This window comes from Pseudomonas sp. Ag1, assembly GCF_000278565.1.
In the GTDB taxonomy this organism is placed as follows: domain Bacteria; phylum Pseudomonadota; class Gammaproteobacteria; order Pseudomonadales; family Pseudomonadaceae; genus Aquipseudomonas.
Genome location: NZ_AKVH01000107.1, coordinates 188,206 through 208,817 on the forward strand (window position 1 = coordinate 188,206; position 20,612 = coordinate 208,817).

Sequence of the window (20,612 nt, forward strand, 5' to 3'; positions counted from 1 at the left end):
GGCAAATCCTATTTGGAATAGCGGCGAATGGCTTCGAGAAGCTCATCGACGCCTTTCGCTCTTTCTTCGTTGCTGAGTGTCGGATTCGCAACGTGTTCACGAGCGTGGTCTTCGATAATTTCATCCATCAGCCCATTGATAGCGCCACGGGCAGAAGCGACCAAAAGCAGGGTTTTCGAGCAGTCATCATCAGAGTCGAGTGCTCGCTCAATCGCCTGGACTTGCCCAGCGATTCGCTTTACACGCTTAAGAAGATTGTCTTTGCTTGATCTCATATGACCCATACCATACCCCCCCTACCTATATTGAGAGTATGTTCACACGTTCCAATCAGCCATACAACCCCAGGGACGCTCGCCGCCGGGATGGATATACCAACAGTTTCTTCAATCGTAACCGTCCGGCCAGCACCCTCTCCTGACAGCCCTCCAAATTGGCCAAGATAGTGGACACCATTTTTTAGTGGACACTATCTTGGATACAGTTGCCCCAGCCCGTCGAGCCGGTCGCCGCCCCAACTTTCCGCTGGACTTTAAACGCCAAGTCGTCGAGGCCACCTTCCAGCCTGGCGCCTCCGTGTCATTGATCGCTCGCGAACATGACGTCAATGCCAATCTGGTCTTTCGCTGGCGGCAGCAATACCAAGAAGGGCTATTCGGCCCGGTCAGCCAGAGTGCTTCGTTTTTGCCAGTCCAGGTGATCGAGGCGCCAATGGATCTGCCGCCAGTCTTCCAGCCACAGGCAGAGTGTCATTCCGAGATCGCAGTTGAGGTAGGAAAAGCCAAGTTGCGTATCACCGGAGCACCAGACCCGCAGACGCTGCAACTCGTCTTGCAGCAGTTAGTGCGATGATTGCCCCTCCCGCTGGAACCCGTATCTGGATCGCCGCTGGCGTCACGGACATGCGTCGTGGCTTCGACGGTTTGGCGGCCATGGTGCAGACTCAACTGGAAGCCGATCCCTTCTCCGGTCAGATCTTCGCCTTTCGCGGACGGCGTGGTGACCGGATCAAACTGTTGTGGTGGGATGGCGACGGCTTGTGCCTGTTTTGCAAACGGTTGGAGCAAGGACGCTTTGTCTGGCCGCAAGCAACCAGCGGCAGCGTGTCGCTGACGACCGCGCAGTTGTCGATGCTGTTGGAGGGCATTGATTGGCGCCGGCCAATTCGTACAGCACCCGTCCTCGCGGTCTGACTTGCCGCGCTGAAAAAATCCCCAGTAATATTCGGGCATGACCCTCGTGACCGACTCCCTGCCGAATGATCTTCAAGCCTTGAAGGCGCTGATCGCTGCCCAGCACGCAGAGATTGAGCGCTTGAAGATGATGATCGCCAAGCTGCGTCGTACGCAGTTCGGTCGCAGCTCCGAGCAACTGGAAGCGATGATCGACCAGCTCCAGTTGAGCCTTGATGAGCTGCAAATCAGCCAAGCCGAAATGACACCTCCAGTCGAGCCGGCACCTCGCGCAGTTTCGCGCCGTAAACCATTGCCTGAACACCTACCTCGCGAAACCCACGTTCATCAGCCCGAGTCGCAATGCACTGGCTGCGGTGGGACGCTTCGCCATTTAGGTGAGGATGTGTCCGAAGTGCTGGAGTACGTTCCGGCACGTTTCAAAGTCATTCGCCATGTCCGTCCGAAGTGGGTTTGCCGCTGCTGCGAGCACTTCGCCCAGGTGCCGGCACCGAGTCGCCCGATCGCCCGAGGTCTTGCCGGCCCAGGGTTGTTGGCCCATGTGCTGGTCTCGAAGTTTGTCGATCATTTGCCGTTGTATCGGCAGTCCGAGATCTACGCCCGTGAGGGCGTGGAGCTGGAGCGCTCAACCCTGGCCGACTGGGTTGGCCAGAGCAGTCAGTTGCTGCGACCACTGATCAACGCCCTTGAGCACCACGTCATGAGCGGACACAAAGTCCATGCCGACGACACGCCGATTGGCGTGCTCGCGCCGGGCAACGGCAAGACCAAATCGGCGCGCCTGTGGACGTACGTGCGGGACGACCGACCTACGGGGGACGCGACACCGGCGGCGGTCTGGTTTGCCTACTCGCCGGATCGCAAGGGGCAACATCCCCGCGCGCATCTCAAGCGCTTCAGCGGGATCTTGCAGGCGGACGGCTATGCCGGTTTTGCTCAACTATATGCCACGGGCACCATTGAGGAAGCGGCGTGTTGGGCTCACGCCCGGCGCAAGTTTTACGAGGTCTACAAAGACCTGGCTTCACCACTTGCCGCCGAGGCGCTGCAACGGATTGCGGCCCTGTATGCCATCGAAAGCGAGATTCGAGGGCAACCGCCCAACCTGCGAAAAGTGGTTCGGCAAAGCCGAGCCAGTCCGCTGCTGGAACAACTCCACGCGTGGCTCAACCAGACGCTGACTCAACTGTCGAAAAAATCGGCATTGGGCGGTGCGATTCTCTATGCCCTCAATCGGTGGCAGGCCTTGGTGCGCTATTGCGATGACGGGCGAATTGAGATCGACAACAACGCTGCCGAACGCGCGCTACGTGCTGTCGCGCTAGGCAGAAAAAATTATCTGTTCGTCGGTTCCAACGCCGGCGGCGAACGAGCGGCTGCGATTTACAGCCTGGTGGGTTCAGCCAAACTCAACGACCTGAACCCGCAAGCCTATTTGACACACGTGCTGGAGCGCATCGCCGACCACCCGATCAATCGGGTCGACGAACTGCTGCCCTGGAACGTTTCTCTCGCCTCCACGGAACTCTGCGAGGCCGCCTGATCCATGGTCAAAACTGTTCGCTTGCCAAAACCCGAACCTGATTTGTTGCTACTGCACATTGAATTGAAGTGGATCGAACCTGCCATCTGGCGCCGTGTGGCGGTGCCCGAGAACATCACCTTAGGCAAATTGCACGCGGTGATCCAGATCGCAATGGGCTGGCACGATGACCATCTGCATGAGTTTGAAATAGCTGGTGAGAGTTACGGTATTCCCGACTCCGATGGATGGGGGCCTCCCGTGAACTCGGAGACCCGCAAGACTCTGATCAAAGCGTTGAACGGGAAAAGGACATTCCGCTAGGTCTATGACTTTGGCGATGGCTGGGATCACCGGATCAAAGTCGGAAAGAGAAATCCGATGCCCACTCCGTAGGACATTGAGTCGAAATCCAATCACGATGTTCTCATTGGAAGGGTCTGCAACAGATGTCGATTAAGCTCCTGGCCCACGCCGAACGCCTCTTGGACGCTTACGATAGTCAATCCTTGATGCTTGGAGGCCCAATCTTCTGCCGCTGGGATAGATGCGAAGAAATGCACATGGCAACAGAAGGACTGACGAACGTCGGCCGCCTCCTGCGGCAATACCAGTGACACTGCCACGTCGGCAGGTTCAACAGCCTGTATCTCGCTGGGTGAAACCGTAAGCGAAACGGGTGCTCCAGTTGCAGCGCAATGCGACGAGACGCGAGCTGTACGGCCGATTAACGCCGGGAGCATCAGGGTGTCCAGCGCGCACCAGGCATACAGCCGGCGGTTGTCAATTTCCAAGACATGCGACGTCTCGCGCAAGGTGAGGACATAGCCGATGATGTTCCCATCGTTGTCGTATTCGGTACTGGTGGCTTGTTCGAGCACAGCCGCCACTTGCTCAGCGGGCCAGCCAAGAGTCCTGGCAAGCGTAGTTCGCGAAATCGGGCGTCCCTTGGCAAGTTCACCCAGTAGCGCGACCAAGAACTCCGCAAAACCTTTGGGCCGGTTGGTCGGGGTGAGACGTTCGGCGATCTCGGTAATGTAGCGGGCAAATTTCATGGTGCTCTCCATTCATCCAGCGCAGCAGGACAATTGCTTTACGTCCTTGGTGAAAGTCTGCGCCGCGAGCTTCAGGCCCTCGACCATGGTTAGGTAGGGGAACAACTGGTCGGCCAGCTCCTGCACGGTCATGCGGTTGCGAATAGCCAGCACCGCCGTCTGAATCAGCTCGCCCGCTTCCGGGGCCACCGCCTGCACGCCGAGCAACCGACCAGAACCCGCTTCGGCGACCAGCTTGATGAACCCTCGCGTGTCGAAGTTGGCCAGCGCACGCGGCACGTTGTCCAGGCTCAGCGTGCGACTGTCGGTTTCGAGGCCTGCGCGCTGTGCTTCCGCTTCGCTGTAACCGACGGTGGCCACCTGCGGATCGGTGAACACCACCGCCGGCATGGCATCGAGATTAAGCGTAGCTTCGCCGCCGGTCATGTTGATCGCCGCACGGGTGCCAGCCGCCGCCGCGACGTAGACGAACTGCGGCTGGTTGGTGCAGTCGCCGGCTGCATAGATATCCACTGCGCTACTGCGCATGCCCTGATCGATCTGAATGGCGCCGCGTTCATCCAACAGTACACCCGCCGCTTCCAGGTTCAGGCTTTGGGTGTTGGGCGTGCGGCCGGTGGCGACGAACAGTTGGTCGGCGCGCAGTTCACCGTGGTTGGTGGTCAGTACGAATTCGCCGTTGGCGTGGGTCACCTGACTGGCTTGTGTCTGCTCAAGCACGTCGATGCCCTCCATGCGGAAGGCTGCGGTCAGCGCCTCGCCGATGGCCGGATCTTCGCGGAAGAACAGCGAGTTGCGCGCCAGGATGGTGACGCGGCTACCCAGCCGGGCAAAGGCTTGCGCCAGCTCCAAGGCCACCACGGATGAGCCGATCACGGCGAGCCGTTGCGGAATACTGGCGCTGGCCAGTGCCTCCTCCGAGGTCCAATAGGGGGTGTCTTGCAGCCCGCGAATCGGCGGCACGGCCGCACCGGCGCCGGTAGCGATCAGGCAGCGGTCGAACGCGACTTCGCGCCCGCCCCCCTCGACCAGTTCGACGCTGAGCGTGTGGCCGTCCTGGAAGCGAGCGGTGCCACGCAGCACGGTGATGGCTGGTGTGCTCTCCAGAATGCCTTCGTACTTGGCGTGACGCAGTTCGTCGACAAGGCCTTGCTGTTGCGCGAGCAGCCGCTCGCGCAGGACGGTCGGCGGCGTGGCGGGCATTCCGTCATCGAACGGACTCTCGCGGCGCAAATGAGCCACATGCGCGGCGCGAATCATGATTTTCGACGGCACGCAGCCGACGTTGACGCAAGTGCCGCCGATGGTGCCGCGCTCGATCAGAGTGACGCGGGCGCCGGCTTCCACCGCCTTCAAGGCGGCCGCCATTGCCGCACCGCCGCTGCCTATGACTGCAATGTGTAGCGCGTCGCCGTTTTTGCCGACCTCGGTGTCGCTGCGCAACCAGCCCAGCGCCTTATCGAGCTGGCCGGGGCGCGGTTGTAGCGAGGCGACTTCGAACGACGCTTGATACCCAAGGGCCTCGACGGCGGCTTGCATTTGTTCACGGCTGACAGCCGCGTCGGCCGTCATTTCGGCCTTCCCACCGGCGTAGGAGACGTCCGCCCGGTGCACGCCGGAGATTCCCTCCAGAGCATCTCTGACGCGGTCGGCACAGGAGGCGCAGGTCATACCGTGGATTCGCAGTGTGGTCATAGCGTTTACTTCCTCAAATGGGTCTCTTTGCGGCATTACTGTTTTGGCTGTGGTGGGCAGGCACCCGGGGCGCAACGGGGGTGGGCGGGCGACACGAGATCCCAGATCGAGCCCCCAAGCATGAGGGCCAGACCGATATAGAGCAGCCAACCGCTCCGCCAGCCATAAGCCCGCATCAAAAACACCGCAGCCAAGACCAGGACAGGGCCTATCAGGCCGAGTGCAGTTCGCTGCCACTGCCGATGTTTGAGCCAGCCAAGGGAATTGACGAGCAGCGCCAGGGCCGCAAACAAGGGCAGTAGCGTGGTGATGAACAGGCCTTCCCACTGGCTCAAAAAGCCCAGACCGATTGCAGCGCCTAAGCTAGCCAGAGCAGGAAAACACGCGGCGCAGCCTAGGGCTGAAACCAGCACACCGACGGAACTGGCTTTGTCACCGATCCGCGTGAACAGATTGAGAGGATTTCTCATTGGTATTTCCTCCTATTGCTTGATGGTAGATGGATAGCCGGCATCCTCGGTCGCCTTGGTCAGGGCCTCGGAGTTGGTCTTGGCATCGTCGAAGGTCACGATGGCTTCGCGTTTCTCGAAACTCACCTCGGTCTTGGTCACGCCCTCGACCTGGGTCAGCGCTTTCTTGACCGTGATCGGACAGGCGGCGCAGGTCATGCCCGGTACCGACAGGGTGACGGTTTGGATGGCGGCCCACACCGGGGAAACCACGGCAATGAGCGCGAGAGCGGCAAACAGCTTTTTCATGGGAGACTCCTGCCTGATCAGTAAAACAACGGGAGGATGTAGGGGAAACCGAGCGCGACCAGCACGAGTGCCATCACGAGCCAGAAAATGAACTTGTAGGTAGTTCGTACCTGCGGAATTGCGCAGGTCTCACCGGGTTTGCAGGCTTGAGCCGGGCGGAAAATGCGCCGGTAAGCGAAGAACAGCGCCAACAATGCCGCGCCGATGAAAAACGGGCGGTAGGGCTCCAGAACGGTGAGATTACCGATCCAGGCGCCGCTGAAGCCCAGGGCAATTAGCACCAGCGGGCCCAGGCAGCAGGTGGACGCAAGGATCGCCGCCAGACCTCCAGCGAGGAGTGCACCACGGCCCTTTTGTGATTCAGACATGGGTTCAACCTTTCGAATGTTTGATCGATGGGTTAAGGTTATTTCCGTAGTCAGGTACGGAGTCAAGCGGTATGAAAAACACTGCGGAAAGCCTGACCATTGGCGTCTTTGCCAAGGCAGCCGGGGTTAACGTGGAAACCATTCGGTTCTATCAACGCAAAGGGCTGTTGCCCGAACCGGACAAGCCCTACGGCAGCATTCGTCGCTACGGCGAGGCGGATATTGCACGGGTGAAATTCGTGAAGTCCGCACAACGGCTGGGCTTCAGCCTCGATGAAGTGGCCGGACTGTTGCGGCTCGATGACGGTACGCACTGCAATGATGCGCGTGTGCACGCCGAGCAGAAGCTCGAAGACGTGCGGGGGAAACTTGCGGATCTGCGGCGGATCGAGTTGGTCCTGGCGCAGTTGGTTGATGACTGTTGCGCGAGCCACGGGACGGTTAGCTGCCCGCTGATCGATTCGCTGCATGGAATAGATAGCCACGAAAACTTCGCGCCTTAGCCTACGATTTCCCGTTTCATTGCCCCCCTGTTTGTCGGCTTGAACAGGAAAAGAGCGGCGCTCAATGAGCCCCGTTGACTGGCCAAACCTACGGTCTGCTTTTAGCCACGCTCTTACCCTACAGAGCCGAGAGTCCTGATCACTTCGAATGCAAATGATTGGTCAGTTGCAACGCAAATGGGTGGTCAAGTGGGGTGCAATTTCGCAGTTTTTGAGTGTGAGCGCGTCAATCAGCGGTTAAAGGGGATTAAGGTCTGAGATGCAAGGCGGTGTAGTTCGGACGCTTACGATGAAGCCAAGGCGGCAGCATTTAGCGCGGTTGGCTTTGCATTGGATGAGGAATGGAACGCGGCGACCGAGCAACTGCTCGCTGTAGGCGCACGGATACTTGCCGTCAGCCACCAAAGAGGCGGAATGGGCAATGCTTTATCCGAACTGAACGTGCCTCGCTTCGGCCCCTTTCATTCAAGACTTGAACGCTCGGACTTGGCAGCGGTAGCTCGTAGTATCTCGCTGGAAGACCTACTCGCCGCTTGACCCCGAATCAGCCCGCAAATGCGGGCTGATTTATATATAAACAAATCTCAGGCGCTTAAATAACATTGCGCCAACTAGATTTAGACCTTAAAAAGACCAACCACACATTCCTATAAATCATAAATACGCCGAGCTTTCCACGAGAGCACAAACAAGCCAATCAAACCGTGTAAAACTAATAGCCACTATCAGGCTTAATATCAGATATTTCCCATTCAATAATTCGACGCTCTTTATCGCTTAAGCGAGCAAGGTCATTTTCGATCATATCAAGATACTTACCGCCGCCATATGCTTTTGCTACTTGCCCTAGAATCTTGCTTACATCGCCGCATCGATACGACGTTAAAGCTAGATCGCCCGGCCTCCATGATGACAACATAAAAGCTTCAACTAGCTCACGACGTGCAGCTTTGCAACGATCCCAGTCAAGGAAAGGTATAAACTTTATTAAGTCTGGCACATCATCTGCACTAGCTAGCTCGCGATAAAGCATTGGAAACAATGCTGCGACCATCAGAGATATTGGTTGGTGCCTGGCATTCAGCAACGACGGCATAAGAATCCCCGCCGCAGTCAATAGAGCTTTATACGATGTCTTTTCAGCATCGATCATTATATTAGCGCAGGCCTCACTTGACGCCGAATCTAGCTCTAGGCTGTAACGTTCTCTAAGAGCCAAGGCAATTTCATCGACGGCTTCGACAATGCGCCGGCGGGCAGCCGAGGGTGCTTTTTCGTAAGCGATAAGATTTCGACGTACCAGGTCACCTGTGTTATTACGCCCTAACCCTATAATAACTGTACGCCGACCATCAAGTTTTGCTCCAATAATACCGAGCAGCTCAGGTAAGAAATCGCTCTCGTCGCCGTCGAACCGATTACACAGGCATCTTTCTAAGACTTTTTCAGCAATCTCAAACCTTCTGGAATCGTCTACGCTACCAATGGTAGCTTTAATAACCCGGATGTATGTATTAATCGGGAGATGCCCCTGCATAATCATCCGAACTAAAATATCCACTGAGCCCTCAGGAAGTCGAGCCAATAACTGCTTTATCACTCTCTGATCAGCAAGAAGGCCTACGAATTCAACATCGCTCGCACGCTCAAGCATTCCTAGAAGCAATTTCCCGAAAGAACTCTTGGACAGTCGTTCCTGATCAAGAAGCCAGCGCAGATCCGTATTAGTAGCAGCAAGTGACTGGGCGAGAAGATTATCTCTTGCCACTGAGGCATCGAACGAAATCAGAACGTCACGAATGACAGATAGTCCGCCGACTTTTCGTGCTCGCTCTATGAGCATAACGCTTAGACGTTTGGATTTAAATTTATTAGCCTGACCTAGCCATCGCAATTCCGCGACAATTTCTTGAGAATTCAACCGGTTAAATATTGGTTTAGCAGCGATAATGTGACGATCCTCGACGAGAAATGGAAGCAGCATACTTCCAGCACTGTCTGCCAACTTTCGATCGATGAAGGTAAGTGTCTCTCCTATCCTTTTTATTAGATCGTCATCCATGGCAACCCGTCGAGCCAAATCTCTATCCTGAGCGACAAGGATTGCAAGAATGTCAGTAGGCGCGCCGAGCATTGCCTTTTCAACTCGTGAGTCTGAAGTCTGGCCGAGCCCTTGCGCAATGCTGGGTATCAGATCGACTGTAGCGCCATTGAGATCGAGGTTACCTAGAAAATTGATGGCGCTATCAGGTGCACGCCCTGCGAGTTGGCCAGCGAGGTGACGTACCGCAACATGACCCTCTGGCATGTCATGTCCACGCATTTTTCGCGCGATTGCTCCAACGAAGTCCCAAGCGTCATTAATTAGCAACGTACTTTCAGCTAGGCGGGTAGCTTTGGCCAACAAAGGTTCCAAAAGCTTTACGGCAAAGACGTTGTTGACCATTCCAGAGTTAGCGATATCTAACAAACCTAACACCGCTGTAGGAGAGTGTTGCGATTTCTCAAGAAGTTCTTCCCAAAGTAGCGCAATGCGCAGAGCCGACGCACTGTCCGCGTCATTGCCCTCCAGCAATTTTATCTCCCGCTCGGATAGCAGATTGGGGCTTGGCTCCTCAAAGACACGCCGAACCAACGCGCCAGTCCATCTGTGCCGACTGATCTGCGATGACCTCCCGTCCACCCGACGCCCAGGCCAGTCACTGAACTTGGCCTTTGCGTTCATTGGTGCGAAAACGAGATCAAGGTCACGGCCTCCTATTTTACGAGGAGAAAGTGCGAACGTCGAAAGTGCGAAACGTCGCCTAATATCAGGCCACAACGCGGCGATTATACGAAATGCGATCAGCTCCGGACTGGGCGCGTCGAAAACCACTATCGGCTTCGCATCCTCAAGGAAAAGTGCTTCAAGCATCTCACTTGCACTGAAAGCGGGAGTAGAAGGAAGTCGCTCATCAAATGACGCATCCAACTCAACGCTAACGGCATCCTGCTCCGTCGGTAGCCGGGACGGGTCAAGCAGCCGAAGGAGGGATTGAATCGGGGGACTGAGTGACCACAACTTCGCGTCGACTAATACACTCATGGTGATCACACAGCCCGCTCGTGCAACACTATTGTCCTGCCACGTTCTGGCTATCACGTAAAAATGCCCACTAGGAAGCGGATACGCGGTTATATAGGGTGAAAACTGTTCTTTAGGACGAAGCGGGCCGGCCACGTCGGATAGACGGTCTATAACCGCCTGATCATCCTTTAACAGCACAGCTGACGAAGCGAGCAGTTGATGCCCTTTTCGATAGCCATGAATTTGAATTTCCGCTTTAGTCACAGGATGAAAGACCTACTGCCCAAGCGATGGGAAGAGTGATATCAGGATCCTTTGTCCACTCCTCCGACTCAATTACGGCGACCCATCCACGACCATCAGGCCCGCCTTCAAGAAAAGCTTTTCGATAGACAGGATCGTGCTTAAGGTCACCACCAACGCTACTGAGGCCGAAGACTCTAACATCAAGACTATCCAAGTCTGTCAGCTTACCAGCGACAAGCGGATATTCGCGTTCAATAAAAGCAAAAGGGCCTCGTTGAAATGTCTCTGTATCAACTAGGTCCCAAGCAGTTACGACAATAGAGAGCCGTGGGCGCTCTCCGTCCTCACGACTGGAGAGTGAGTTTTCCAAAAATCTGACTAGCTCACACAGCATTACCTGCGTAGGTAATCCAAGCTCCTCCTCATCTCCAATTCTCTCCAACATAGTGCGTGATGTCACCCAGTCGAGGGGTCTGACATCCTGGTCCGAATTAACTCTCACAAAAAGCAACGCTCCATCGGCTCGCTTCAGTTCATCCATCCAATCGGAGGCAATCTCGCTGTTGATGACAGCGTTGCGCCAAAGTTCTCCAGAAATATCAGGCACGACGATCCTAGCTTGTGGTCCCCCTTTTGCTGCGGCGACGACTACTTCAAAATCACGTCTGGCATCGCTATGCTCCGAACGCGGCGCAAACCCTCCAGCAGAAATATGGTCGCTGATTTCAAGTACGAAGTTGATATCGTCGGGCTGCTCTGCAGCATGTAATTCCCCGTTACCGGCATCAAGCACTCGCCACAAAGGACCAATGTAGTTCGTCTTTCCTGAGTCAGGACCGCCAAGCAATACGATTGATCGGCTCATCGATCCCTCCTGAAGTTTAGATAAGAACGTCCATCTGCTGCAGGTTCTGTTGAGCCCCACAGGGGGGGACGGGCAGAAGGTATCCCGATGGTAAGATTGACTAACTCAGCTAACCCAAATCCTGCGGGTATATTTTGTGGCTGTTCTGAAAACGGAGCAGCGCCCACAATCTCGACCTCTACGTCGCGACGATTGAACTCAGAGCGCAATCGCTCCGCCACATTGTCCTCAAGGGCATACAAATCGCGATGAGTTACAACAACCATCAATCGAGGTGTGTGCCCTTCAAACATAGTTTTTAAGCGTGCGGCTAGCTGTCCCATACGGACTATGAGCCCATGACGTTTCTCAATGTCTGCTAATGAGCGACCATCAAGAACTATCCAGATAGCCTCTGCCGATCTCATGAACTCGAACCGATCTGAGCTCGCGGTGGCGACGAGCGCCTGCGTCCACTCCCCAGGTATATCAGGAAGTGCCAGATCGACACACCGGCCGTCAGAGCGCCTAACGAGTCGGAGGTGCAAAAAACCTGGACTACGATCATCCGTCAATTCGGTGTGAACAGTCATCTGTTCTGGAGCCCTGCCATCATTCCAATCTCGCGCACCTCGCGCGATTTCTTCAAAAGCAGTCAAGCTTTTGCTATCGCGAAATGACCAGCCTTCGAGCTTAGCGTGCGATACAAGGAGATAAAGGCTTGCCAGACATGCGGTTTTACCGGACTCGGGATCGCCTAGGATGCCAACCACGTTGACGTAGCGAGTCCCCATAATATTATTCAAATCATCCAACCCGAGCGTACGGCTGGAGGCAAAAGCGCTAGCGCGCTCGGGCTGTTCAAGAACAGCTGCTCCCAATCTCTCGCCTGCGTTTGATGAGAACTCACCATTACCCCGAACGTCTGAGGATAATGCGTTGGGCACATCGTTTGCGGCCCGATTTCCGCAGCTTGAAGGGTCTCGCTCGAGCGCACACAACCCTGTCTCATCGACAGTACACCCGTCGAACCTGCAAGACCCACTCATAGATGAGCAGGACCGTGAGCTATTAATTTAACAAACCCTGCCTCCATCAATGCTCGCTCACCCCACTCTGAAACGGGCCGCTTTAAGGTAGCGCCCACACTGTCCAATTCACCTGTAGCTAAGGCATGAAGAAGTGGAAAAATAGTCGGATACTTCATCACATTACCCTTTGTAAACTCCGCTCCGAGTAGTTCTCGATCATCTCCGATAGCCTCCAGCAACTCAGAAAGATCGAGTTCTGGATCTTGATCAAGCGTTCGTAAGACGATTTCACGATGTACGTCACATGGAAGACGTCGGAGCATCTTCGCACCTTCGATACCTGCGGAGACGATTCGGGCCGGTTCGGTGATAGCCGATAGCTGCCGATTAAGTATCCGACTACGCCCTAGCTGAGCCCACCACAGGAAATCCAGCTCCTCACGATCTAAAGCCGCATTTCGACGTAGTGCTTCAACTGTGAGATTCAATACATCAGAAATATTGTTGGTTGGCGCACCGTCGGCGCCAATAGCGATTTTTATCCCGGATGGATCGGATACGTCCAATCGCGTTCGCGCCTTCTCAGCCGAAGTCCTGCTCCGCTTCACGGCCGCGTCGAAAACGTCACGCCGTAGTTTTTCCCGCCGAGCGTCTTCGAGCACATGTTGATATCCGAGGGCAGACCAAAGGGCAGCAGCGTAGATATCGACGATCTGGTAACCGGAAGTCCCTGCAGATTTATTAAGTAGGGAAAGCATTGCTACGCCAGCACATACGCCCACGTCCATCGGGCGTTCGTCATACAGATATGATGCAGATTTTTTTTGAATGACTTTCTGGACTTCTTCGCCTAACAACATTGATGGTCTACCGTCCCCGCTCAATGCTTTAGCAATGTCGGTCGCCTTCGTGACGAGCTTCAAGATGTCCGACTCTTTCCCCCAAGCTGTTGCAAGGCTTGCCGCTGAGGTGCGCCGGGAACTCACATCATCGTCACTAACGCTGACACTCGTAATTCGCATGTAAACCGCAATATTTTCCATCAATGAACCCCGTCCTTTCGCTCGTCAATCAACTGATCAATCATTTTCTCAACATCGCCCAGTTTTCCGTCTCGAACAAGCCGATCCAATAATCTGCGCTCCAGCCCCTGCGACATTGGCTCATCAAAATTTTCCGGAATAGCGTCCATTGCGACGAGAACACGTAACCGCTCTCCTTCAAGCAGGTCTCGAAAGAATCTGAGTCGGGCAACCTCGTAACCTTCAACCGACGGCGCCATAGGACTAAGCTCCCCACTTGAAGAATCCATCAGGACCATCTCAATCGTCGGCTCTACAGAAAATGTGTGACTTTCGGATGGTGCGGCATCGTTAAGGCGACTTGTTGTAACCGCCCCTTGAAGACCTGCCTTACGAAACGACGGGCACCCCAACCGATAGTTGGGACTCTTCCCTCCAAGACGCTGGTCATCAGCCTCGAAACAAGTACGTTGCGCGTTCCACGCCCGGGGATGAATCGTTACCGACAAACCATCGACTTCCTCATCCCAATCGAATTCGATAATGTTGTAAGTAAAGGTGAATACAGAATTGGATTTAAAAGGAACAGTAGCACCGGCTGCTAGCATCATTAGATCGCAACCCTGCTCGACGTTATCGACAGATACTTTGGGATCGTGTTCATGCCCCGAAATAAAAACTCGTGCACGGCTTCGGATGTAATCGCGGACCTGCTCTTGATCCTTGTACCAACTCAAAGGGTGATGAACGAGAACGATGTTCTCAACCCCGTCGTCACGAGGAATCGTGAATTGGCGAGCACCGATGAGCAGCTCTGGATGCTCATCACGTTCCTTACCATGACAGAGAAGCGAGGAATTGAATCTGATGAAGCGTAACGCTCGTCCAGGCGCGAGCGTCACTACCATCTCAGATGCATAAGCGGCCTCGTCATTAAGAGGGCAGTCATAGCCGAAGCTGAAATTGCCATAGTCCTCAAAACGGGCGAATAGCGCCGCTCGGATCAAAGGGTCACTAAGGGTCTCTTCGTATTCCGTAGATCCACCGGCTCGAATTTGGTCGAGAATCCTGCGCACAGCCGGCGATAGTTTCGACCTGTCAAGATCATGATTGCCAGGCACCATCTGAACACAGTTGATATTTACGCCAATACTATCCGCTAGCTGATCTAGCCATTTGGCTGCTTCATCGTATTCATCTTTAATGCCGGACTGAGCTATATCGCCGGTTACTAGAATGCCGTGCGCAGCACCTCCAGCAATCCTAGAGACCACCTCACGCGCGTCCGAGATTAATTGCTGCTTTACATCTGCATGGATGTGTACCCGATCGTCCTTTTCTTGACCAAAATGGATATCCGACACATGAACAAACACTGCCGACATTAGCGCTCCCTACTATGCAGCCGCAAATACTTCAACAGCTTCTACCATTTTCGGCCACTTCTAGCGACAGATAAGTCTTCCCTTTTTCTTTGCCCTACAGCTGAAAATCGTCATCGAGCATCGCAGTAGCCTCTTCGAGAAGCTCACTAAACACTTCGTCCCTACCAGCATAGGTCCAGAAAACGAAAGCTCGTAACGACCGCTGGGGGTCAACAATTTTTAGGGATCACACGTAGATATGAGCCGACGCGCGCAGATGGCAAGATGATGTCCGTTACACCGACATCAATGGTTACACAAGGTGTACATGTACTTAACGCTACGTGCAACTCACGAAAAAACAAATAAAATCAATAACCTAGCTTTAACCGATACACAAGTTACACCTGTTACATGGTTTTTGGGGGTATCCAAAAAATACCCCCGCCCCGTCGTCTGTAGGAACCTCCAGCGATAGAAAACCGCACCGTCCTCTTAATCTTGAAGCGCTCCATAATGGCAATCGCCTCGTTCGGCGGTGCCATGACATCCGGGCAAAAAAGGGCGCAGGGTTGAAAAGGTGCAGGGGCCCTGAGGATTTTATTCAAGTACGCGGCATGAAACCCGCAGCATCGTGTTAGCGGAAAGTCACCCAGCTTAGTGAACAGGTGAACCCGGTAAACTCCAGTTCAGCTGTGCATTTGCCCTACCGTTTGGGCCCTCTTCGAGCACCATTACCAATACGGTAACGATGTCCGCTTTTTCTTCAAGATCCTTTCAATTTCAACATTGAAATTTCAGTAAGTTGGCACGGCTGCCGCTAACGCGGTCCCGCGGGTTTCATGCCCCGTACCCTCTGGATATCACCAGGGTCCCCAGCGGTTTTCGCGATTCGATGCAGCAGAAACGTTGCGCTAGGCAGCATGCAGGTACAAGGGATCTGATAAAACATCTGGCAACCTCTCCTGATGGTAGAGGTGAGCACAAATTTGATCGCACGCTCAACCCGACGGAGTAGAAAATGGATTTAGATTTGGTATGGGCGGCAATGCTTGGCAGTGCTGGTGGCATCACAGGCATGGGAATCATTTTATGGCTGCTCAAAACTTGGTTCGCTGAGAGAATCAAGCAATCTATCGGCCATGAGTACGCAGTGAAGCTGGAGGAGTGGAAAAAATCTGAACAGATCCGAGTCAAGTCAGAAGCAATCGCTTCATTGCTGGCTGAATGGATGAGCTTTCCTGACGATCAGAGAAATCTCAACAAGCTCACATTCGAAGCCTACCTATGGCTTCCGACGGACATCCTCCAACTGCTAACCAAAACCTTAACCCATGCTCCAACCGCCCCAAACGCCAGGGACATCCTTTGGCACGTCAGAAAACACTTACTAGAGGACGAAACACTCCAATCCAGGGACATAGTGATCTTCAAACAAGAAAGCGAGCGTCGCGCTTTCCGAGCGAAAATGAATGAGATGTCAACCTTCACACCATTTACCGCGTTGAATGCTCTAGGTACGAAGGGGCACAAAGGTAAAACCAGCCGAGATAGGTGACTTATGGCTGTGGCAGTTAACTATCTGGCGGTGCTCCAAGCGGGATAGCAGTAGCCAGTAATAGGCGGCTTGTATGCCTACCTGTATGCCTTTCAAATCAATGAATATTAAAATCTATTAAATACAGCATCTTAGATCATCAGTTCAAATGGCTGTGTACCACCAAGTACTAAAAACGGCTTACCGAAAGGTAGGCCGTTTTTTTATGCCTGAAGAAAAGTAAACCGCCCTATTGCCCCACAGACGTCAGTGTTTATGCCGATGGTGCACATCGGGAAAATGCGCATGACTGTGCTGGATCGGTGCGTGCTCATGGGCATGACTATGTGGCTCGGTACCGTCCCACGCAAAGTTATGCACATGCTGGTGGTGCTCATCGTGTGTATGGCGATGACCGTGCATGAGGGGATCGTGCTGATGCTCGTGCGCATGATGTTCCATCAGATGAATCCACACCCCGATGGCCATCAAGGCGGCCGCGAGCAAGAACATCAGCGAAACTGACTCGCCCAGGATCAGGATCGAGATGACCGCGCCCAGGAAAGGAGCCGTGGAAAAATAGGCGCCGGTGCGCGCACTGCCAAGCCCGCGCAGAGCGAGCACAAACAGCACCAGACTCACGCCATACCCAAGCAGCCCAACCACCATGGTTGACCCGAGCGTGGCCACCGCTGGCAGTTGCGACCCGATGGCCAACGCCAAACAGCAATTGACCACACCCGCCGCCAAGCCTTTGCTGCCGGCGATAAACAGCGCATCCGAGGCAGAGACCTTACGGGTCAGGTTATTGTCGATGGCCCAACAAAAACAGGCGAACGCCACGGCCAGCGGCCCCGTCCAATCATGAGCCGTCGCTGTCCCTTGCGGCCATGACAAAACGATCCCGCCCAGAACAATAGCGATCATGCCGATCACGATGCGGCGATCTGCGTTCTCTTTGAACACGACCCACGCCAGCACGGCCGTGAGCACCGACTCAAGATTGAGCATCAGCGATGCGGTGGCGCCCGCTGTGCGGGTGAGCCCGTACATGAGCGCCACAGGCGCAAGCACGCCCCCAAAGACAATGGCGCCCACCAACCAGGGCCACTCTCCGGCTGCAAGCCCGGGCCGTTTCCAGCCGTGGTCGCGAGCAAACCGAACGATGGCCAGGCCCAGGCCGCTGCCCAGATAGAGCAGCCCGGCCAACAGGATGGGCGGCGTATCCACCCCCAGGAGCTTGGCAAGCGGAGTGCTGGCGCCGAACAACGCCGCCGCCGCCAACGCGTAGAGAACGCTCACATTCATAATGGGTCGCCCTGTCAGGCTTATTGCATAAGGACGAGCATCATAGCTGTGCCCGGGTAAGAATTATGTGAACGTCAGCCTGGCTGGCGAACCACAAGAAGGTGACGCATGACATTCCCCGCTACCGGCATCAGCACTGAGCGCCTCTTACTGGGGCGCTGTATGTCAAACCCCTTGCCGCACAAAACACTGCTCCACCACAGACTTGCCCCACTGCTGCCCCTCCTGTTCCGACTCCAGCACAAAGCCCGCGCTTTCATAAAGCTTGCGCGCCACATCCAGGCCCTTGAACGTCCACAGCCGCACCGCCGGAAACCGGTGCCCGTCACAGAAATCCAGCGCCTCTTGCAACAACCGTTTACCCAAGCCCTGGCCGTGGGCAGACGGGTCGAGGATGAAGCAGCGCAGGGTCGCCTCGCCGTTTTCGCCCTCGCCATCAATCGCGATCGAACCGACGATCTGCTCTGCGTCCAGCACTGCCCAGACTTGGTTGCGCGGGTTGGCCAGGCGCCCCATCAACTCGGCCATGTCCGCCGCCACCAGGCTTTCAAACGGCTGGCCAAAATTCGCATGCTGGGCGTAGTACTCGGCGTGCATCTGCGCGATACGCCCGATGATGCCTGGCCGGTAGCCATGGGCAATGCGGTAGTGCCTCGGCTGCCGGGCGCCAGTACGTTGGGTTTGCAGGGCTGCGGCGTATTGATCGAGCCCACGGCTGACGGCCTGTTGCTGTTCGCTGGACAAGTCGCCAATCGCCTCGCCCACCTGGCGCCGGGCAAACGTTTCGATGTCGCGTAACGTCTTCTGGCCTCGTGTGGTGAGGCGCAGCTTTTTCGAACGGGCATCGTCCTCGTTGGCAAACTCTTCCAGCTCGCCCGCCTCGACCAGCTTGCGCACCATGCGGCTCACCGACGACTTTTCCAGCCCCAGCAACATGACCAGTTCAGCCGCTGTCAGCGCGCCATGCTCGCCGATTTCAACAATCGTGTGCACCGATGACGGTGGGTAACTGCTGGCCGCCAACTTCGGCTGCATGAAGCCCAGCTCTCGCACCATAAGACGCGAGGCACAGCGGATCTGATCGATAAGGTCTGGCTTGGAACGGTTCACGGGGGGAAACCTCTTGCCCGAATGACGAAGGATATAGTTGTACCGTACAACCAAATACAGATCAATCTCCCAACCTGCAAACCACTGAGGTACATTCCCTCCCCACGGACAACAGATCATTCTCAAATGAACGGAGTCATCGCGTGTTTTCGATTTTTCACCGCCAACGCCTTACCACCCTCTTGCTGATCACCGCCGCCCTCACCCTCGCCGCCTGCCACAGCGCCACCGCGCCGGAACTGCCGCCCGCCCCGGAGCTCGGCTCGGGCTATCGCACCGACATGAGCCCCCGCCACGCCGAGCGCCACATGGCCGCCGCCGCCAACCCGCTGGCCGCCGAAGCCGGGCGCGAGATATTGCGCAAGGGCGGCTCGGCCATCGACGCCGCGATTGCCATGCAGGCCGTGCTGACCCTGGTGGAGCCGCAGTCCTCCGGGATCGGCGGCGGCGCGTTCATCATGCTGTGGGACGGCAAGCAGGTGCACGCCTACGACGGTCGCGAAACCGCACCGGCGGGCGCTACCGAGCGGTTGTTCCTCAACGCCGATGGCACGCCGATGTCGTTCCCGCAGGCACAGATTGGCGGGCGTTCGGTGGCCACCCCGGGGGTGTTGCGTGCCCTGGAAATGGCCCATAAAAAGACCGGCCACCTGCAATGGGCCAAACTGTTTGAGCCGGCCATTCGCCTGGCCGAAGAGGGTTTCCCGATCTCTGCGCGCCTGCACAGCCTGATTGCCGCTGACCGCTACATCAGCCGCTCGCCGGAAATGACCGCGTACTTCCTGAATGCCGACGGCAGCCCGAAGGCCACCGGTACGCTGCTGAAAAACCCGGCGCTGGCCAACGTGTTCAAGCGCATCGCCAAGGAAGGGCCGGACGCGCTGTACTACGGCCCGATTGCCGACGAAATCACCCGCAAGGTGCAAGGCAACAGTAACCCCGGCAGCCTGACGCTGACCGACCTCAAGGGCTACAGCGCAGTTGAGCGGGCGCCGTTGTGCACCGACTACAAACGCTGGAAAGTCTGCGGCATGCCGCCGCCGTCGTCGGGCGGGATCGCCATTGCGCAGATCCTCGGCACGTTGCAGGCCCTGGAAACCCGCGACCCGCGTATGACGCTTGGGCTGTTGAAGCCGGTGAAGAACGACTCCCCGGCCGGCCTGGAACCGGTGCCTGAAGCGGTGCATCTGATCGCCGAGGCCGACCGCCTGGCCTATGCCGACCGCGCCCAGTACGTGGCGGATTCCGACTATGTGCCGGTGCCGGTGGCCGGGCTGGTCGCGCCGGACTATCTGGCCGGCCGTGCCGCATTGATTGGTGAGCGCAGCATGGGCGTCGCCAAGCCGGGCAAGCCTGCGGGAATTGAAGTGGCCTACGCGCCGGATCGCTCGCCGTTGCGCATTTCCACCTCGCAAGTGGTGGCGGTGGATGACGTGGGTGGCGCGGTGTCGATGACCACCACGGTGGAGTCCGCATTCGGTTCCCATGTAATGGTCCAGGGCTTTTTGCTGAATAACCAGATGACCGACTTCTCCTTCATCCCCGAAGAGAACGGCCAGCCGGTGGCCAACCGGATCGAGCCGGGCAAGCGCCCGCGTTCGTCGATGGCACCGACCCTGGTGTTTGATCGCCAGAGCGGTGAGTGGGTGGCCACGGTGGGTTCGCCGGGCGGTTCGCAGATCATCGAATATGTGAGCAAATCCCTGGTGGCCATGCTCGACTGGAACCTCGACCCGCAAGCGGCCGTCGGCCTGCCCAACTTCGGCAGCCGCAACGGCGCGACCGAGCTGGAAGCCGGGTTGTTCAGTGCTCAGCTGAAACAGGCACTGAAGGACAAGGGCCACGCCCTGAGCGAAATCGACATGACCAGCGGCGCCCAGGCGATCGTCCGGGTGCGCGATGCGCAGGGCAAGGCGTCGTTGATCGGCGGGGCTGATCCACGCCGTGAAGGCGAAGCGCTGGGGGATTGAATTGACTCACTGGAGAGCT

Annotated in this window: 19 protein-coding genes and 1 pseudogene; 7 read left to right on the forward strand and 13 right to left on the reverse strand. The window is 56.2% G+C overall.

Translation table 11 applies throughout. The annotated features are described in order from the left end of the window. Positions 1–8: 8 nt before the first annotated feature. Positions 9–284 carry a metal/formaldehyde-sensitive transcriptional repressor gene (locus A462_RS08755; RefSeq protein WP_024073346.1) on the reverse strand — a complete coding sequence of 92 codons (276 nt, stop codon included), beginning with the start codon at positions 282–284 and terminating at the stop codon, positions 9–11. 271 nt (positions 285–555) lie between these two features. Here A462_RS08755 and A462_RS35280 point away from each other — a divergent pair. The 4 genes and pseudogenes from A462_RS35280 to A462_RS08735 form a co-directional block, all read left to right on the forward strand. Beyond that, positions 556–852: pseudogene (locus A462_RS35280) on the forward strand (transposase); the annotation flags it as partial. Beyond that, a complete protein-coding gene (tnpB, locus tag A462_RS08745) occupies positions 849–1,193 on the forward strand; it encodes an IS66 family insertion sequence element accessory protein TnpB (RefSeq protein WP_003425037.1) in 345 nt (114 codons plus the stop codon). The pseudogene A462_RS35280 and the gene tnpB, both read left to right, overlap by 4 nt. Before the next feature lie 37 nt (positions 1,194–1,230). Next, the gene (gene tnpC, locus A462_RS08740) at positions 1,231–2,736 is read left to right on the forward strand and encodes an IS66 family transposase (protein WP_003425038.1); all 1,506 of its coding nucleotides are present in this window, start codon (positions 1,231–1,233) and stop codon (positions 2,734–2,736) included. A 3-nt stretch (positions 2,737–2,739) separates the two neighbouring features. Then, a complete protein-coding gene (locus A462_RS08735; RefSeq protein WP_003425039.1) occupies positions 2,740–3,039 on the forward strand; it encodes a plasmid pRiA4b ORF-3 family protein in 300 nt (99 codons plus the stop codon). 92 nt (positions 3,040–3,131) lie between these two features. Here the strand turns inward: A462_RS08735 and merB are convergent, their stop codons facing one another. From merB to merT, 5 genes are read right to left on the reverse strand one after another with little or no spacing between them, the layout of a single operon-like run. Continuing rightward, positions 3,132–3,770, reverse strand: a complete 639-nt coding sequence (gene merB / locus A462_RS08730) for an organomercurial lyase MerB (protein ID WP_003425042.1) — start codon at positions 3,768–3,770, stop codon at positions 3,132–3,134. Positions 3,771–3,782: 12 nt separating this feature from the next. Further along, positions 3,783–5,465 carry a mercury(II) reductase gene (gene merA / locus A462_RS08725; protein ID WP_003425044.1) on the reverse strand — a complete coding sequence of 561 codons (1,683 nt, stop codon included), beginning with the start codon at positions 5,463–5,465 and terminating at the stop codon, positions 3,783–3,785. 35 nt (positions 5,466–5,500) lie between these two features. Further along, complete coding sequence (gene merC, locus A462_RS08720; protein ID WP_003425046.1) at positions 5,501–5,935, reverse strand: organomercurial transporter MerC; 435 nt, start codon at positions 5,933–5,935, stop codon at positions 5,501–5,503. A 12-nt stretch (positions 5,936–5,947) separates the two neighbouring features. Continuing rightward, complete coding sequence (merP, locus tag A462_RS08715) at positions 5,948–6,223, reverse strand: mercury resistance system periplasmic binding protein MerP (RefSeq protein WP_003425048.1); 276 nt, start codon at positions 6,221–6,223, stop codon at positions 5,948–5,950. 17 nt (positions 6,224–6,240) lie between these two features. Beyond that, positions 6,241–6,591 (reverse strand): mercuric ion transporter MerT, encoded by a 351-nt coding sequence (merT, locus tag A462_RS08710; protein ID WP_003425049.1) that lies wholly within the window; start codon positions 6,589–6,591, stop codon positions 6,241–6,243. A gap of 71 nt (positions 6,592–6,662) precedes the next feature. On the opposite strand from merT, the gene merR reads away from it, so the two are divergent. Beyond that, the gene (merR, locus tag A462_RS08705) at positions 6,663–7,094 is read left to right on the forward strand and encodes an Hg(II)-responsive transcriptional regulator (RefSeq protein ID WP_003425050.1); all 432 of its coding nucleotides are present in this window, start codon (positions 6,663–6,665) and stop codon (positions 7,092–7,094) included. 712 nt (positions 7,095–7,806) lie between these two features. Here the strand turns inward: merR and A462_RS08700 are convergent. From A462_RS08700 to A462_RS08685, 5 genes are all read right to left on the reverse strand, one after another. Continuing rightward, on the reverse strand, positions 7,807–10,425 hold the full coding sequence (locus A462_RS08700) for a GAP1-N1 domain-containing protein (protein WP_032899633.1): 2,619 nt from the start codon (positions 10,423–10,425) through the stop codon (positions 7,807–7,809). Next, on the reverse strand, positions 10,418–11,272 hold the full coding sequence (locus tag A462_RS08695) for a hypothetical protein (RefSeq protein ID WP_008437471.1): 855 nt from the start codon (positions 11,270–11,272) through the stop codon (positions 10,418–10,420). Before A462_RS08695 ends, A462_RS08700 begins: the two co-directional genes overlap by 8 nt. After that, positions 11,269–12,132: a TRAFAC clade GTPase domain-containing protein gene (locus A462_RS33695; RefSeq protein WP_238544254.1), complete on the reverse strand. Its 864-nt coding sequence runs from the start codon at positions 12,130–12,132 to the stop codon at positions 11,269–11,271. Before A462_RS33695 ends, A462_RS08695 begins: the two co-directional genes overlap by 4 nt. 164 nt (positions 12,133–12,296) lie before the next feature. Then, a complete protein-coding gene (locus A462_RS08690) occupies positions 12,297–13,325 on the reverse strand; it encodes a GTPase-associated system all-helical protein GASH (RefSeq protein ID WP_008437480.1) in 1,029 nt (342 codons plus the stop codon). Further along, positions 13,325–14,689 (reverse strand): metallophosphoesterase, encoded by a 1,365-nt coding sequence (locus tag A462_RS08685; RefSeq protein WP_008437482.1) that lies wholly within the window; start codon positions 14,687–14,689, stop codon positions 13,325–13,327. Before A462_RS08685 ends, A462_RS08690 begins: the two co-directional genes overlap by 1 nt. A 1,000-nt stretch (positions 14,690–15,689) precedes the next feature. Between A462_RS08685 and A462_RS0132640 the strand changes: the two genes are divergently transcribed. Further along, positions 15,690–16,226 carry a hypothetical protein gene (locus tag A462_RS0132640; RefSeq protein ID WP_008437483.1) on the forward strand — a complete coding sequence of 179 codons (537 nt, stop codon included), beginning with the start codon at positions 15,690–15,692 and terminating at the stop codon, positions 16,224–16,226. Between the two features lie 246 nt (positions 16,227–16,472). On the opposite strand, the gene A462_RS08680 is transcribed toward A462_RS0132640, so the two are convergent. Both A462_RS08680 and A462_RS08675 read right to left on the reverse strand, forming a co-directional pair. Beyond that, a complete protein-coding gene (locus A462_RS08680; protein WP_008437485.1) occupies positions 16,473–17,513 on the reverse strand; it encodes a DMT family transporter in 1,041 nt (346 codons plus the stop codon). 165 nt (positions 17,514–17,678) lie between these two features. After that, positions 17,679–18,569, reverse strand: coding sequence for a bifunctional helix-turn-helix transcriptional regulator/GNAT family N-acetyltransferase (locus A462_RS08675; RefSeq protein WP_050550323.1), 891 nt, complete (start codon positions 18,567–18,569; stop codon positions 17,679–17,681). 197 nt (positions 18,570–18,766) lie between these two features. Between A462_RS08675 and ggt the strand changes: the two genes are divergently transcribed. After that, a complete protein-coding gene (gene ggt / locus A462_RS08670; RefSeq protein ID WP_008437488.1) occupies positions 18,767–20,593 on the forward strand; it encodes a gamma-glutamyltransferase in 1,827 nt (608 codons plus the stop codon). Positions 20,594–20,612 lie beyond the last annotated feature (19 nt).